At 40.2% G+C, this 14122-nt stretch carries 14 protein-coding genes; 7 read left to right on the top strand and 7 right to left on the bottom strand.

Going from position 1 to position 14122, the window contains the following annotated elements; all coding sequences use genetic code 11:
* Positions 1-278: 278 nt before the first annotated feature.
* The 3 genes from GARC_RS03210 to msrA all read left to right on the top strand — a co-directional run bounded on the left by GARC_RS03210 (position 279) and on the right by msrA (position 3069).
* Entirely contained in the window at positions 279-1850 is a 1572-nt protein-coding gene (locus GARC_RS03210; protein ID WP_007616660.1) for a phytoene desaturase family protein, read from the top strand.
* 272 nt (positions 1851-2122) lie between these two features.
* Complete coding sequence (msrB, locus tag GARC_RS03215; RefSeq protein WP_007616662.1) at positions 2123-2569, top strand: peptide-methionine (R)-S-oxide reductase MsrB; 447 nt, start codon at positions 2123-2125, stop codon at positions 2567-2569.
* Between the two features lie 2 nt (positions 2570-2571).
* Positions 2572-3069: a peptide-methionine (S)-S-oxide reductase MsrA gene (msrA, locus tag GARC_RS03220; protein WP_007616663.1), complete on the top strand. Its 498-nt coding sequence runs from the start codon at positions 2572-2574 to the stop codon at positions 3067-3069.
* Positions 3070-3186: 117 nt separating this feature from the next.
* Here msrA and GARC_RS03225 read toward each other — a convergent pair whose 3' ends face one another.
* On the bottom strand, positions 3187-4254 hold the full coding sequence (locus tag GARC_RS03225) for an ABC transporter substrate-binding protein (protein ID WP_007616665.1): 1068 nt from the start codon (positions 4252-4254) through the stop codon (positions 3187-3189).
* 289 nt (positions 4255-4543) lie between these two features.
* Here GARC_RS03225 and GARC_RS03230 point away from each other — a divergent pair, with 289 nt between their 5' ends.
* Entirely contained in the window at positions 4544-6922 is a 2379-nt protein-coding gene (locus GARC_RS03230) for a penicillin acylase family protein (protein ID WP_007616667.1), read from the top strand.
* Between the two features lie 45 nt (positions 6923-6967).
* Here the strand turns inward: GARC_RS03230 and GARC_RS03235 are convergent, their stop codons facing one another.
* Genes GARC_RS03235 through GARC_RS03255 form a run of 4 tightly spaced genes read right to left on the bottom strand, consistent with a single transcriptional unit; the run spans position 6968 to position 11143 of the window.
* A complete protein-coding gene (locus GARC_RS03235) occupies positions 6968-7699 on the bottom strand; it encodes a LytR/AlgR family response regulator transcription factor (protein ID WP_007616669.1) in 732 nt (243 codons plus the stop codon).
* Positions 7699-8739: a sensor histidine kinase gene (locus tag GARC_RS03240; RefSeq protein WP_039988567.1), complete on the bottom strand. Its 1041-nt coding sequence runs from the start codon at positions 8737-8739 to the stop codon at positions 7699-7701. The genes GARC_RS03235 and GARC_RS03240 overlap by 1 nt, the downstream gene beginning before the upstream one ends.
* A 38-nt stretch (positions 8740-8777) precedes the next feature.
* A complete protein-coding gene (locus GARC_RS25825; protein WP_007616672.1) occupies positions 8778-9605 on the bottom strand; it encodes a nuclear transport factor 2 family protein in 828 nt (275 codons plus the stop codon).
* A 2-nt stretch (positions 9606-9607) separates the two neighbouring features.
* Positions 9608-11143 (bottom strand): PQQ-dependent sugar dehydrogenase, encoded by a 1536-nt coding sequence (locus GARC_RS03255; RefSeq protein WP_007616674.1) that lies wholly within the window; start codon positions 11141-11143, stop codon positions 9608-9610.
* 317 nt (positions 11144-11460) lie between these two features.
* Between GARC_RS03255 and GARC_RS03260 the strand changes: the two genes are divergently transcribed.
* The 3 genes from GARC_RS03260 to GARC_RS03270 are packed head-to-tail and all read left to right on the top strand — an operon-like array spanning position 11461 to position 12958.
* The gene (locus tag GARC_RS03260; RefSeq protein WP_153810853.1) at positions 11461-11946 is read left to right on the top strand and encodes a hypothetical protein; all 486 of its coding nucleotides are present in this window, start codon (positions 11461-11463) and stop codon (positions 11944-11946) included.
* Positions 11939-12229 carry a transcriptional regulator gene (locus tag GARC_RS03265; RefSeq protein ID WP_007616677.1) on the top strand — a complete coding sequence of 97 codons (291 nt, stop codon included), beginning with the start codon at positions 11939-11941 and terminating at the stop codon, positions 12227-12229. The genes GARC_RS03260 and GARC_RS03265 overlap by 8 nt, the downstream gene beginning before the upstream one ends.
* Positions 12230-12241: 12 nt before the next feature.
* Positions 12242-12958: a CPBP family intramembrane glutamic endopeptidase gene (locus tag GARC_RS03270; protein WP_007616678.1), complete on the top strand. Its 717-nt coding sequence runs from the start codon at positions 12242-12244 to the stop codon at positions 12956-12958.
* 101 nt (positions 12959-13059) lie between these two features.
* Here the strand turns inward: GARC_RS03270 and GARC_RS03275 are convergent, their stop codons facing one another.
* Positions 13060-13647 (bottom strand): CBS domain-containing protein, encoded by a 588-nt coding sequence (locus GARC_RS03275; RefSeq protein WP_007616679.1) that lies wholly within the window; start codon positions 13645-13647, stop codon positions 13060-13062.
* A 58-nt stretch (positions 13648-13705) separates the two neighbouring features.
* Entirely contained in the window at positions 13706-13981 is a 276-nt protein-coding gene (locus GARC_RS03280; protein ID WP_007616680.1) for a hypothetical protein, read from the bottom strand.
* Positions 13982-14122: the final 141 nt, after the last annotated feature.

Consider the following 14122-nt stretch of genomic DNA (forward strand, 5'->3'; position numbering starts at 1 on the left):
GCAGTGTTGTTTTATACCAATCCGTACAAAGAAGTGGCCATTCAGCAAATTTTAAAGGAGCTTAATATGTTCAAAACAATGCACAACAACCCCTAAAATGGGAAAAGGTGCAGATATTTTATGGTTAGGTCGGTACCTTTCTAGCAAAACTTTTAATGCAGATAAAGTACTAAAAAAAGAATATTGGTATTGATTAACCTGCTTTACCTAGGATATTGACAGTGATGAAGCAGTGTTAAATACTCTCAATATCCCAGCGGGAATTTCTAGGAAAACAGATGTTAGATGTAATCATTATTGGAGGTGGCCACAACGGGTTAGTGTGTGCCAACTATCTTGCCATGACAGGTAAAAAAGTACGTGTATTAGAACGCCGCGAAGTAGTAGGCGGTGCTGCGGTGACAGAAGAGTTCCATCCTGGTTTCCGAAATTCAGTGGCGTCTTATACTGTTAGTTTGCTTAATCCTAAGGTGATAGATGATTTAGAACTGCATAAAAACGGTTTAAATATTGTGCATAGAAAGGTCAACAATTTGTGGCCCCATGATAATAGTGATTTTTTAGCATTTGTTGTTGGCTCTGATAATTTAAAGGCTGAAATCGCTAGGTTCTCACAAAGTGATGCGGATGCATTAGAGCGTTATTTTAGAGACACAGCCATGGTTGCCGATATCATTCGTGACTTTTTACTTGAAACCCCACCCAATGTGGGTGGCGGCATCAGAGATATTTTCAAAGCTGCAAAATTTGCTAATCGCTTGCGAAAATTACCCATTGAAGACGAACGTTTAGTATTAGATATATTCACTAAAAGTGTCTCGGACTTTTTAGATCTCTATTTTGAAAACGAATATGTTAAAGGTGCCTTTGCCTTCGATGGCATAGTTGGCAATTACGCCGACACTCAAACCCCAGGTTCCGCATACGTTTTGATGCACCATGCCTTTGGTGAAGTAAACGGTGAAAAAGGAGTTTGGGGACATGCTATTGGTGGTATGGGAGCCATTACCCAAGCTATGGCCAAGTCAGCTGTGGCCAAAGGGGTAGAAATCCAAACCAGTGCCGCAGTTAAAAAAGTGCTGGTACAGGATGGCAAAGCATACGGTGTGTTGCTAGAAAATGGCGAGACGTTAGAGGCAAAAGTCATAGTCTCAAACTTAAATCCAAGCTTATTGTATAACCAATTGGTTGACACAAAAGAGTTGCCAGAAGATTTTGCACGTCGCATGAAACATTATAAAAATGGCTCAGGGACATTCCGAATGAATGTAGCATTAAGTGAATTACCAAAATTTACCTGCTTAGCAAAACAAGAACGAGCCAGTGCTGATCACCTAACAGGCGGAATAATCATTGGCGCCACCTGTGATTACCTTGACCGAAGTTACCGTGATTCGCGTGAGTTTGGCTGGTCTAAAGCGCCCATAGTTGAAATGCTGATCCCATCAACTTTAGATAATACTCTGGCCCCAGAAGGACAACATGTAGCCAGTTTGTTTTGCCAACAGTTTGATCCGGATATTGATTGGGATACACACCGCGAAACAGCGGCAGATTTAATCATTGAGCAAGTAGAAAAATACGCACCGGGCTTTAAACAATCGGTGCTGGGTAGGCAAATATTAAGCCCTCATGATTTAGAACGCATATTCGGGCTGACAAAAGGTGACATTATGCACGGCAATATGAGTTTGGATCAGATGTTTAGCACTAGACCCTTGTTAGGCCATGGCAATTATCGTTCGCCCATAAAAGGTTTGTATATGTGTGGTGCGGGGACTCACCCTGGTGGTGGTGTGACAGGTGCACCGGGACACAATGCGGCGCGAGAAATTATACGCGATACCTAAAATGTGCATAAAAACGGTTAGCTGAAGTGCATAGAGTCAAGTTGTTGCAAAGATACCGACAACCCAACACGCTTCTCGATTACCTCACTTTGATTTACTCTATACTTAGGTCCATCAGCGACTTCAAATATATTTTGAAAGGCCAAATCATAATCGTTTAGTCAAAATATTATTAAAATAGTGATCTTTATCCTCTACTAGCAATAAAATACTCTACAAGCAGGTCTGTTACACTGCAAGATGTAGCAGCCTTATTCGAAAAAGAGGAAATCATGAGTCAATATCAAAAATCAGCAGATGCCATTTCTGCCTTAACAGCAGAGCAGTACCGAGTGACCCAAGAAAATGGCACCGAACGCCCTGGCACAGGCGAACTGTTAGACAATACTTCTCCAGGCATATACGTCGATGTGGTTTCTGGCGAGCCTTTGTTTGCATCGTCTGCCAAGTTTGAGTCAGGATGTGGCTGGCCCAGTTTTACTAAGGCGATAGACTCATTCAATGTGAATGAAATTACTGATAACTCTCATGGAATGACACGAATTGAAGTACGTTCTTCTCATGGAGACAGCCATCTAGGGCATGTTTTTCCTGACGGGCCAACAGACCAAGGTGGCCTGCGTTATTGTATTAATTCTGCTTCATTACGATTTGTTCATCGAGATGAGATGACAAGCCAAGGGTATGAAGCCTATCTAGATCAAGTTGAGGATATTTAATCATGGCAATTGAACGAGCAGTATTAGCCGGTGGCTGTTTTTGGGGTATGCAAGATCTTATTCGCAAACGTCCCGGCATCACCTCTACCCGTGTGGGTTATACAGGTGGTGAAGTAGCCAACGCTACTTACCGTAATCATGGTAACCATGCTGAAGGTATCGAAATAATGTTTGATAATGACGTTATTAGTTATCGACAAATTTTAGAGTTTTTCTTTCAAATTCATGATCCTAGCACTGAAAATCGGCAAGGAAATGATACTGGGGCATCTTATCGTTCGGCTATTTATTATGTGTCTGATGAGCAAAAATCAGAAGCATTGAGGACCATAACTGACGTGGATGCGTCTGGATTATGGCCAGGAAAAGTAGTGACCGAACTAGAGCCAGTGGGTGACTTTTGGGAAGCAGAGCCAGAACACCAAGACTATTTAGAAACCCGTCCTAATGGTTATACCTGTCACTTTGCCAGACCTGACTGGAAACTACCTTCAGCCTAGCTAGGTTTTATTGCACAGCGTTAATATAATTAAAACAACCGCCCCTAGTACCAATGATTCAGGTGGTGGTTGTAATACTAAAAGTAAAAAGTCGTTTGGCAGTCAATATGTTAAAAATTATTGTTTAATTGAGTTGATGATATTTTGCATATTTAACGTCTGTGGCTCTTTCCCTTCTTTGAATGCTGAAAATTGATTAAAATTAATTTTTTGCCATTTTTGTTGTTGTACAAAGTCTAAATAATCCTTTACGTTATCTTTATTAATCACTTCAAAATCATAAAGCTCAGAGTGGTTTGAAAACCTATCTATTCCATGGTGATAATCAAAAATCTTAGTAACGGCTATCGCCCCCATCAAAAAATGCCCACCTACCGACGCGGTCATTTCGCCTTGTTGAATTTTGAGTAATGCCTCGGGCAGCCAGTCAAATCCACCTAAAACAACTGGCTTGTTAGACAACAGCTGATATTGCTCTAACGTTTTCAAAGCAAGTTCACCACTTGCGCACCAAAAAATATTAGTTTTAGGATATCGCCTAAGTATCGTTTCAAAGTTAGTGGCAATGTTTTCGGGATCCCAATAAGTGGGAAAAATTTGATTTAAACTAATATCACTGCTCCTAAATAAAGCAGTTAGAACTTGTTCTCTGGTGCTGGATAGATAATCAAAATTACCACCAATTCCGGTTATTGAAGGCTTCACATCAGGATTACGACTACTGTGTTCTTCAAGTAAAGTATTTAAAAGTAACGCTCCCCCTCTAGCATTGTCGTAAGCCACTTCACCAATCCAATGTTTGTATTTTTGTTTAGGCTTTAATAATTCTGTTGCGTCTTTGTCAGTAAAAGCCTGCTCTAAGGTCACAAATTCAATACTATGGGCTTCAATTGTGTCAAAAACATGTGCAGTATTACCATGATATGGACGAAAAATAAGATAATCGGGTTTGCTTGGTTGGGCGATAATATTTTCAATTATTTCTAGGGTAGTAAAACGATTAACACCACCATAAATCACCTCAAGTTCAACCCCTAAACTTTTAGCCGAGGCGGTACTGGCTTGATAAACCATGTTCCAAAACGCTGCACCCTCTTTATCTGGAATAATTAAAATAACCTTGATTGCCAAAGCAAATTGAGAAAACAAAAGAGTGCTTAATAATGTTAATAATTTCAAATTCATTAGCTGTAAAATCCATCTCAAAGAACACAACTATTGGCTAGCATAGCTGAAAGTATTTAGAAGACCTAGTAATAGACAAAACAAGTATCAACAATATTGGGTATTATTTCTAACCCATTTACATTAATGTCATTTCAGAAAGTAAATCAAAGAATGCATATTTCTCTAAAAAAAAGAGACTATATCCACACATAATAGACGGATAACAGATGCGCACAAAAATGGTGCGTAAGTCACTGGTCTGATGTTAGGATTATTCTACTTAGTAACTAGAAGATAGATCCGCCCAATGAAGTCACTTCTGAAAATTCTCATTATTATTGTCGTCATCATTTGTGCCGCAGGTGCTTGGTACATTAACAGCAAACAACCACAACGCAGTGGTGAAGTTAGCCTTGCCAACTTACAAGCAAGCGTAAGTGTCCGTTATGATGAGCGTGGTGTGCCACATATTCAAGCGCAGAATGAATCGGATATGTATCGCACCCTTGGTTACGTGCATGCCCAAGATCGATTATTTCAAATGGAAATGGTGCGCCGTTTAGCGCGAGGTGAATTGGCGGCTATACTGGGTCCAAAACTGATCGACAGCGACAGGTTATTTCGTAGTCTGGGCATTCGTTCCTATGCCGATGCCTACGCAGCAAAAATGGATCCTAACACCCCAGCAAATAAAGCCTTAATGGCCTATTTAGATGGTATCAATCAATACCAAAACACTCACCCTGCACCGATAGAATTCGATATTCTGGGCATTACAAAACGCCCTTTTACTCCTAAGGACTCAGTAAGTGTCGCAGGTTATATGGCCTATAGTTTTGCAGCGGCTTTTCGTACTGAGCCGGTATTAACCTATATACGCGATCAGCTTGGTAGCGAATACCTTGATGTATTTGATTTAGCTTGGCATCCCGAGGGCGTTGTGGCGCCAAACTTAGCAGCCAATGATTGGCAAGACCTCAATCGCCTCGCCCAGCTCAGCCAACAAGCAGTCACAGATAGTGGTTTAGCATTATTTGAAGGCAGTAATGCTTGGGCGGTATCGGGTAACCGCACAGCAAGCGGTAAACCACTTTTAGCAGGTGACCCTCACATAGGTTTTGCGGTGCCTTCAGTTTGGTATGAAGCACACTTGTCTTACCCAGGATTTGAGCTTTACGGCCATCATCAGGCACTCAGTGCAACGGCCTCTCTGGGACATAATCTAGACTTTGGTTGGAGCATTACTATGTTCCAGAACGACGATATAGACCTCATCGCCGAAAAACTCAACCCTGATAACGCTAACCAAGTGTGGTATCAAGGTAAGTGGGTGGAGTTGCAAAGTCGCAGCGAACAAATTGCAGTCAAAGGTGCTGATCCTGTCACTTTAACTCTGCGTCGTTCACCTCATGGACCAATCATCAACGATGCACTAGGCAAACATGCAGGCAAAACGCCTATTGCTATGTGGTGGGCGTTTCTTGAAACCGAGAACCCAATCCTTGATGCATTTTATCAACTAAACCGTGCCGATACTTTGGCAAAAGCGCGAGCCGCCAGTGAAAAAATTCATGCTCCAGGGCTCAACATAGTTTGGGCCAATGCCAGTGGCGATATTGGTTGGTGGGCCGCAGCTAAACTGCCTCTTCGGCCCGATGGTGTAAACCCTAATTTTATCTTAGATGGCAGCAGTTATGAGGCAGACAAGCTTGGTTTTGTACCTTTTACTGCTAATCCTCAAGAAGAAAATCCAGCTCGTGGTTATATAGTTTCAGCTAATTATCAGCCCGTCCCAGACAGCGGTATTGAGGTACCTGGTTACTACAACTTGCCGGCACGCGGGATACGTCTTAATCAAGGTCTAGCCGATAATAGTGTGAAGTGGAACATACAAAACAGTCAGGCATTGCAACTCGACTCTGGTAGTGGTTATGCACAGCGCTTACTCAAACCTTTGTTACCCATTATAAAGGCAGCTGCCAGCGCCGATGAACAAGAGCTAGTACTATTACTCAGTAACTGGAATGGGGATCACCAGCTTGAAGGCATCGCCCCAACAATTTTTAACCAGTTAGTTTACCAACTCGCCTATGAAGCTATGGGAGACGAGATGGGGGAGAGTTTCTTTAATACTTTGATCAACACCCGCGTAGTTGATTTTGCATTACCGCGCTTGGCTGCAGAAGCCAACTCACCTTGGTGGGATAATCGCGACACATCAGTCATAGAAGATCGCACTGAAACAGTCGCAATTGCGTGGCAAGCAAGTCTAAAACATCTGCGCAGCACCTTGGGGACCGACACAGCCAACTGGCAATGGGGCAAAACTCATACCCTCACCCATGGGCACCCCTTGGGTCAGCAAGATTTACTAGACAAGATGTTCAACGTTGGCCAGTTTGCAGCCCCAGGCGGTCACGAAACGCCCAACAACTTGTCACATAAAATGGGTCCAACTCCATGGAAGGTGGCATATGGCCCTTCAACCCGCCGACTAATCGACTTTGCCGATCCCAGTCACTCACTGGGTATCAACCCTGTTGGGCAAAGTGGTGTAGCCTTTGATCAACATTATCAAGACCAAGCCCAAACTTATATCAATGGTCAATACATTAAACAGCACTTTAGCGAGGCAGATATAGCGGCCAACACTGTAAGTACACTAAAATTAATACCGGTTAAATAAAATTCCGGGATGAGTAAAATCATTACTCTTAGTCTAAATAGCTCATTAGCCAAACTGTTGTTTAAATTTACTTGCGTAACGGCGACTCACAGTAAAAATTTTTGGGCTATTTTTTAGGCTGACTTCCATTGTGCGGTTAGGGAGTACCTCAATAGAGTCAATCTGACTGATGTTTATTATGGTCGAACGATGAATACGTACAAATGATTTTTCGGGAAGACGGTCTTCCCATTCTTTGAGGGACTTTTCGACCAAAAGTGCATTCCCTCCTGCAGCGCCACTAATGGTAAATACCTCGGTATAGTCACCAGATGCGCAAATATGAGAAATCTTACTAATTTGTAAAAAGTGGGAGTGATCTCCCAGATTTAGAAAAATGGGATCATCGATATTGAGTTTTTGAACGGCCAAGACAGGCTCAGCATTTTCTTGGTACAGCTTATCAATAGAGGCTTTGAGCCTTTTGGGGTTAACCGGTTTGAGTAGATAGTCAAGGGCGTTGATTTCAAATGCACGGATCGCAAATTCATCAAAGGCAGTGACAAAAATTAAATTAAAGTTATGCACAACTTTTTCGAGCAAATCGAAACCGTTTTCCTGTCGCAGCTGAATATCTAAAAAGACTATATCGGGTTTTTTATCTTTGATTAGGTCCACTGCTTCGGTTAAGTTTTTTGCTTCGCCAATAATCCGAACATCACTAAATTCAGCTAACAGCTCTCGTAACTCTTGGCGAGCCAGTCTTTCATCGTCTACTAATAACGCCTTAAATGTCATTATTGTAAAATCTCTATTCTGGCAACAACACATCCGTTTTCTTCATACAGAGCAAATGAGCTTTTGTTAGGCAACTGTTTTTTGAGTCGCTCTTGCACGTTATTCAAACCAATTTTGTCTTTTTTGTCAGTCTTTTGGGCATTAAGTCTGCCGCTGTTTTTAACCTCGATTACAAGCCTATCGCTTTCTAAAACTGCAGAAATGTTTATTTTTAAAATCTCAGGGCTTGTTTGCAAGCCATGCTTAATAGCATTTTCTACCAAGGGGTTAAGTAAAAAACTGGGAAGCATTATTTGCTTTGCTTTATCGTCTATATTCAATTCAACTTCTAACGCTTCTTCAAAACGAATTTTCTCGATAGCTAAATAATTTTCTACTGCCTCAAGCTCATCACTCAGAGTGTTTTGATTTTTATCATTACTCATTAGAGAGTGCCGTAAAAACTCAGAGAGTTGCGTAATCATCTGCTTAGCGGCTGGGTTATCTGGGCTAATGGATGCACGAATTGAATTAAGCGCGTTAAACAAAAAATGTGGATTCACTTGGTAGCGCAGCATTTCCAACTGCGCGGTCTCAGCTAAAATTTTGGCATGTAATGTATTTTGATGTTCGACTTGCACTTGTTTCCAATACTTTATTCCAAAATAAATAGCACTCCAGGCTAAAAGTGTGACCGTATAAGTTAACGCCATTCTAGGTTTAAACTGCAATGAATACATAAGATCAAAATTAGGCAATGTAGACCAAAAAAACAGTGTTTCAAGACTAGTCCAAACCATGCCAAATAAGGCCGTCGAAATAAAAACAATCAAAACAGTCCTACCCATAGATTGGCTATTGATAAGATTTCTATAAATCAGCCATAACAGGCAACTCAGTGAAAAACCAACTAGAGTTCGAAACGATTTAACCAGAAAAATATAACCAATGGATTCATCAGAATCTCTGGGAAGAAAGGTTAAAAACATCAACAGGAAATAAAGCAGCCAACCAATCACTTGCCATTTCCAAAGTGAGTTGGTTAGCTTCACAAAATTCATTTATGTTGGCCCATAGAAATTAGATCCTAAGTAACTAATTAAATTATTTTAAGCGCCGTGCTGGGGATAATATCAAAAGCGTTATTGACTATTTTCCATTCTCCATCAATTTTTAATAATGATAAATACTGAGTGATGATTGAATTTGGGAAGTTAAGAATTACTTTTGCAATTGCGGCATTACCTGTTGTGTCTATGCTCTGGATTTGATGGCTTATCATCCCTTCACCCTTGGATTTCAGATGCTTAAAACTTTCGATATAACGCTTAAGTGTGAGTGTTTTATATTGACCTTTGCTTATAGACATTATGTTGGCTTTGTTGTGAAACACTGCTGACAAATGCTCAGTATCACCGTTATTGTATGCCAGCATATAACGCTTCAATGGCGCCATCACTTCTATTATGTTGGCCCTCTCGACTTTGTTATTTTGTGGGTCGCGAACCGAGTAAGCTATTTTGTTGGTGATTTTCCATTCACCATTAATGTTTAACAGGGTCATGTAGTCAGTAAAAAGTATGCTTGAATAATCAAGTACCAATTTTGCAATCGCCACGTTCCCCGTTACCTCGATACTTTTAATATAGGGAATACGTCGTACTCCATCATCTAGATTGCGTAATTTCATGCCACTTAGGTAATCTGGAAACTCCAATTTGGCGTATTTACCATCACGTAAGTAACTTAGCTTTCCTTCACTGTGCAAGGCTTTGCCGAGCATGCTTTTGTCGCCTTTAAGGTGTCCGCCTAAGTAATTTTCTAATGGCACAGTGATGGATTCAATGTCGTTAACTGGTGTGCTTTGTTGGGCATTGAGGCCAAAGGTTAGCAACAATAAAATAGATATAAACAGTTTGTTTGTCATTGTTATTTCTTCCTTATTCTAATAATTTTGCCGTTGTCTTCGTCTGTAAGCAGGTATAATTTTCCTGCTGGGCTTTGCACTACTTTTCTGGAGCGAACGCGGTCGTCGACAAAAAGTTCTTCGATGGCTTTGATTGTTTCGCCTTCAATTCTCACTCGCCAAAGGCTGCCACGACTTAAACCCGCAACAAACAAATCATTTTTCCATTCGGGGAACTCGCTTCCTGTGTAAAAGGTTAATCCTGTTGGTGCAACTGTTTGAAGCCAGTACCACAAAGGGTCGCTAAAGGTTCGATCTGAAAGTGCCGGTGGCTTGTACTCGGAATAGCGATAAGTACCAGTAGTTTTAATTGGCCAGCCGTAATTTGCCCCAGCCTTTAAGAGGTTAATTTCATCCCCCTGATTGGTGCCGTGTTCAGTGAACCAGATATCGCCAGTGTGGGGCTCAACCGTTAGACCTTGTGCAGCCCGAATGCCAAGGGCATAAATGCTATCAATTGTTTTGTCGGCAAACTTAGGATTGTCGGTTGGAATGGAGCCATCGGGGTTAATTCGGTGAATTTTCCCTCGCTTGTCTTGTAGGTCTTGCGCAATAGGCATACTTGGTTGGTTCATTTCGTTAAACAGCCGTTCGCCAATCGTAATATATAATTTTCCGTCTGATGCGAATGTCATGCCGCCGCCAAAATGCCAGGCTCCCGGTGTATAGGGATCCGCAACAAATATTGTTTTGATGTCTGTTAATGCATTGTTTTTAAGGGTGGCTCTGATGACTTTTGTGGTAAATGTGTCGTCTTTTTGTGCGGCATAAGCAACATAAAACAATTGATTAGCTGTGAAATTTGGATCCAGCACTACATCAAAAATGCCCATATTAAAACTTCCTGTTCTGCCGGTTAAAGAAGAAGGATAAATACCAGGCTCGTATTGAGACGCATCAATTGTAAGATTGATTGCAAGATCCTCTGGAAAATTCTGAATGACGGTTTTCTGTTTTGTTAGCAAATTAACTTTTAGTAAGTCGCCGTCTTTTTCACTTATTAAAACTTCATTCTCGGATAAAAACGCCATGCTCCAAGGATGTGCCAGTCCCTGTATAACCATGTCTTTTATGGGTTTGCCAGAAAAAGGATCCTGAATCTGTACCCCTTCTCCAATTTTTACAAAAACACTTTGCCTGAACTCATCTGGCTTGATGTCGTTAAGCAGTTTTAAAGCGCCGCTATTGGCGACGATTTTATTGAAGCGACCTTCGGCTTTATTCTGATCAATTAGGTCCGAGTATTTTGTGATCAATAAAATGTCAAATTCGGAGGCTTTATCAGCGCTAGTTTCAATCAATTCAAACGAGTCTATATAACCCAGTTTTAGAGCGGTAAGACGAATAGCCCGCCAATTATTATTGTAATAAAACAAAGCTTCAGCCCGATTGCCATTTTTAATCTTTATCCCTTCAATTAAATTAATAGTCTGACTTTTAACTGATATCGCACACAACAGTAAAGTCAGTAGTAAAACTTTCATTAAAAACCTGTTCATAAACTCATCCTATAAAACGTAACGCTACGCAGCATTCTTTGTTGGTTTTGCAACAGTTGCGACCTAAAGAATAGGACAATAATTAGCTAGATTTAGGAAAAATCTTTAAATGGTAAAATAGGGAGATAAGCGGCAAATAATCCCTTTTGGATGTTCATCCTTTTTAAATCATAAGGGCAATTCCGAAGTTATTTTAGCTTCTAACGTTGTCTTCCTAGGTTCCAACACAACAACTTTCCACCTTGGAAAGTTTTAACTTGCCATATTGGAAAGTGTAGATTATATTACTTTCCACATTGGAAACTAACAAAGAGTTAATGATGCATAACAATGATAAAAGTATTTCTGTCACCGAGGCTAAAGCGGCACTTGAGTCTTTAGCCAAAATTGAGAAAGACACAAACGTATTCCTCAGGGTACCGCTGTGGCTTAATTTTATTATGTCTTGTTCCTACGGAATGGGCGTTTTTTCTTGGGCATCGACTCGCCACGATAACTTGTGGATGTTGGGGGCTATTATCTCTGCCGTGGTGTTTTTATTGGCTATTGCGTTTCATTTTTATAGTAGTCGTCTGTTAGGCGTTAAACCTAAATTTGCACCAAAGAGTAAGTCAGAATTGATATTTGGTTTATTAATAGCAATATTTTTTGCAGTGGCTGTCGCGTTAACCAGAACATTTTCTGAAAGTGGCATCTGGTGGGCCTCTTATGCAGGTGGCGCTATCACGACTTTGGTTTTAGCTTATGTAATGCATTGTTATCCCACTGGTGATTACAAGATGGGAACCAATTTAAATGATTAAGGCTAAATTTGATCCGCTGATCCATGGGCAAAATCGCCTACAAATCTGTGCGATATTAACCCTTACTGCAGAAATCGAATTCAAAGTATTACGTGAAAAATTAGAGGTAAGTGACTCTGTGCTTTCAAAACACTTAAAGTCACTCGAAGAAGCTCATTATGTTCGCTTATCTAAACGCACAGACATGGGGCGGCAACGTACTTGGTTGTCGTTATCAACAGAGGGTCGCATGGCATATAGTGGCCATGTGAAAGCATTACAAGAAATAGTAGGCAATCTTTAAACGAGAAAATGAATGCATATTTTCTATTCAAAAAAAATAAAATCGTTATTCTCCTATCATAAAAACCCTATGGTTTTAGGCTTTGATTTAGCAGTCTATATTTCGGTAATGTTTTTAATAAGAGAAGTGTACTTTGCACAATTTAACTTTATTACTAACGGTCTTTTTTGGTCATTTACTACCCTAGTAGTTGCAACTGTTCTAATGCGTATACGAGGTATTACGTGGATAGAAATCGGTTTATGTCGACCAAAAAATTATCGGAAAACATTGCTAGCGACTGTTTTTATCTTCGCCTTCACCATTATTTCAATTCTGATATTTCAAACATTTAAAGAACAACTTGGTTTGCAAATTGCCCCCGACATGTCGAATGAAAATGCGTCGTCTAAATTTGGCGAGCTGGCAGGAAATTGGCAACTGTTTTTCGCCATCATCCCATTTATTTGGCTGCAATCAATGTTAGAAGAAATGTTAGATCGAGGTTTTTTAATGAACTGGATTGAAAGAGCACTTTCTAGCACTTGGTTTGCCACGGTAGCCGCAGTATTAATTCAGGCGAGTATATTTGGCTTTAGACATTCTTATGATTTATCAGAAAGGTCTATTACTGTTGGGTTAATTGGTCTTGCTATGGGGATCGGTTATGTTTGTTTTGGAAGAAATTTATGGCCTTTAATCATTGCACACTGCTTACTTAATACTATGTCTATGTTAGACAGAGTTTAGAAAAACCTGTCACAATAAGAATCAAAATATTAATAAAATAAAGGGGAGAGTTACTATTATAACCCTCCCCTTTTATAAACAGACCTTAAACTAATAAGGCGTTAAATAAGCTCCTCGTGTTTTTGCATAACGTCAAAATAATCTTTAAACGAATGAGCGGTGGCATTGATATAAACTGGCTCATCCAAAACCCGACTAATATCTGTTGATGAAATCACTCCACAAATTTTGTTGTTTTCATCAACGACTTGTATATGCGCTTCACCGAGTGACTCCATGGTTTTCTTGATATCACCGATACAAGCTCTGTGAACATTACTTTTTCGTAAAGCGGGCATTTTGTATGCCTGACTCATGACATCTGACACTGTTAAGTCAGCCCTCGCCACACCTTTGCGGTTTGCAATCATTAATACAACACGGCTGACCAAAGTAAAGCCGCTAACCACCCCCAATAACTTTGTATCTGTGCCAACATATAATTTCGACTTTCTATTGCTTAGTCTCATTACTGTCAATGCTTCATCAATACTTGTATCAGGAGCAATCATTTGCGAAACAATACAATCAATGTCGTTAACAACATGCTCAGCTGAACTATGTATATCAACATAAGGCTGCGTTTCGACTGATACGTTTGCACAAGAAATACTGCTATCCACAGTAGGAATTATTTTAAAATCATTCATTTTAATTCACCAAAAATATTTATTAAATTTCCTACAAAGGGACTCTGTAGACTAGGTATTAATTAAATACTTTTGGTGGAGCACGGGTAAGCGGCCGTAGATAGGTAAAATTTAGGTGGTATGTTGCTTGGGTTTGAACTTCAAGAGTGGTAAGGGCAACTTCGAAGTATTCAGTAACCTCATATGAAATACCGACACCATCATCTGGATCATATTCGGGTGTACTATCAGCGACACATTCATAATCAGCAAGGTATAAGGCCTTTTCCTGATTGGAAACATCACCGGCTTCGGCAAGATTAATAAACGATGCCGACAAAAATAAAAACAACATTACAGCGACATTGCACTTAATCATGCAATTTGTGAGTTGGTATTTATTTAGTAAGCTAGTGTTCATGTATTAAATAATATGGCTGTCAGTAAAAAACACAAGTGGAACCTGTCGTAAATTTCAGTAGATTCATCCTGTTAA

It is taken from the genome of Paraglaciecola arctica BSs20135 (assembly GCF_000314995.1).
In the GTDB taxonomy this organism is placed as follows: domain Bacteria; phylum Pseudomonadota; class Gammaproteobacteria; order Enterobacterales; family Alteromonadaceae; genus Paraglaciecola; species Paraglaciecola arctica.

Bases quoted from the DNA above. Each gene is read 5' to 3' on its own strand.
- GARC_RS03210 (WP_007616660.1), top strand. From the start codon at position 279: ATGTTAGATGTAATCATTATTGGAGGTGGCCACAACGGGTTAGTGTGT.
- msrA (WP_007616663.1), top strand. From the start codon at position 2,572: ATGGCAATTGAACGAGCAGTATTAGCCGGTGGCTGTTTTTGGGGTATG.
- GARC_RS03265 (WP_007616677.1), top strand. From the start codon at position 11,939: ATGATTAAGGCTAAATTTGATCCGCTGATCCATGGGCAAAATCGCCTA.
- GARC_RS03255 (WP_007616674.1), bottom strand. From the start codon at position 11,143: ATGAACAGGTTTTTAATGAAAGTTTTACTACTGACTTTACTGTTGTGT.
- GARC_RS03270 (WP_007616678.1), top strand. From the start codon at position 12,242: ATGCATATTTTCTATTCAAAAAAAATAAAATCGTTATTCTCCTATCAT.
- GARC_RS03240 (WP_039988567.1), bottom strand. From the start codon at position 8,739: ATGAATTTTGTGAAGCTAACCAACTCACTTTGGAAATGGCAAGTGATT.
- GARC_RS25825 (WP_007616672.1), bottom strand. From the start codon at position 9,605: ATGACAAACAAACTGTTTATATCTATTTTATTGTTGCTAACCTTTGGC.
- GARC_RS03275 (WP_007616679.1), bottom strand. From the start codon at position 13,647: ATGAATGATTTTAAAATAATTCCTACTGTGGATAGCAGTATTTCTTGT.
- GARC_RS03230 (WP_007616667.1), top strand. From the start codon at position 4,544: ATGAAGTCACTTCTGAAAATTCTCATTATTATTGTCGTCATCATTTGT.
- GARC_RS03235 (WP_007616669.1), bottom strand. From the start codon at position 7,699: ATGACATTTAAGGCGTTATTAGTAGACGATGAAAGACTGGCTCGCCAA.
- GARC_RS03225 (WP_007616665.1), bottom strand. From the start codon at position 4,254: ATGAATTTGAAATTATTAACATTATTAAGCACTCTTTTGTTTTCTCAA.
- GARC_RS03260 (WP_153810853.1), top strand. From the start codon at position 11,461: ATGATGCATAACAATGATAAAAGTATTTCTGTCACCGAGGCTAAAGCG.
- GARC_RS03280 (WP_007616680.1), bottom strand. From the start codon at position 13,981: ATGTTGTTTTTATTTTTGTCGGCATCGTTTATTAATCTTGCCGAAGCC.
- msrB (WP_007616662.1), top strand. From the start codon at position 2,123: ATGAGTCAATATCAAAAATCAGCAGATGCCATTTCTGCCTTAACAGCA.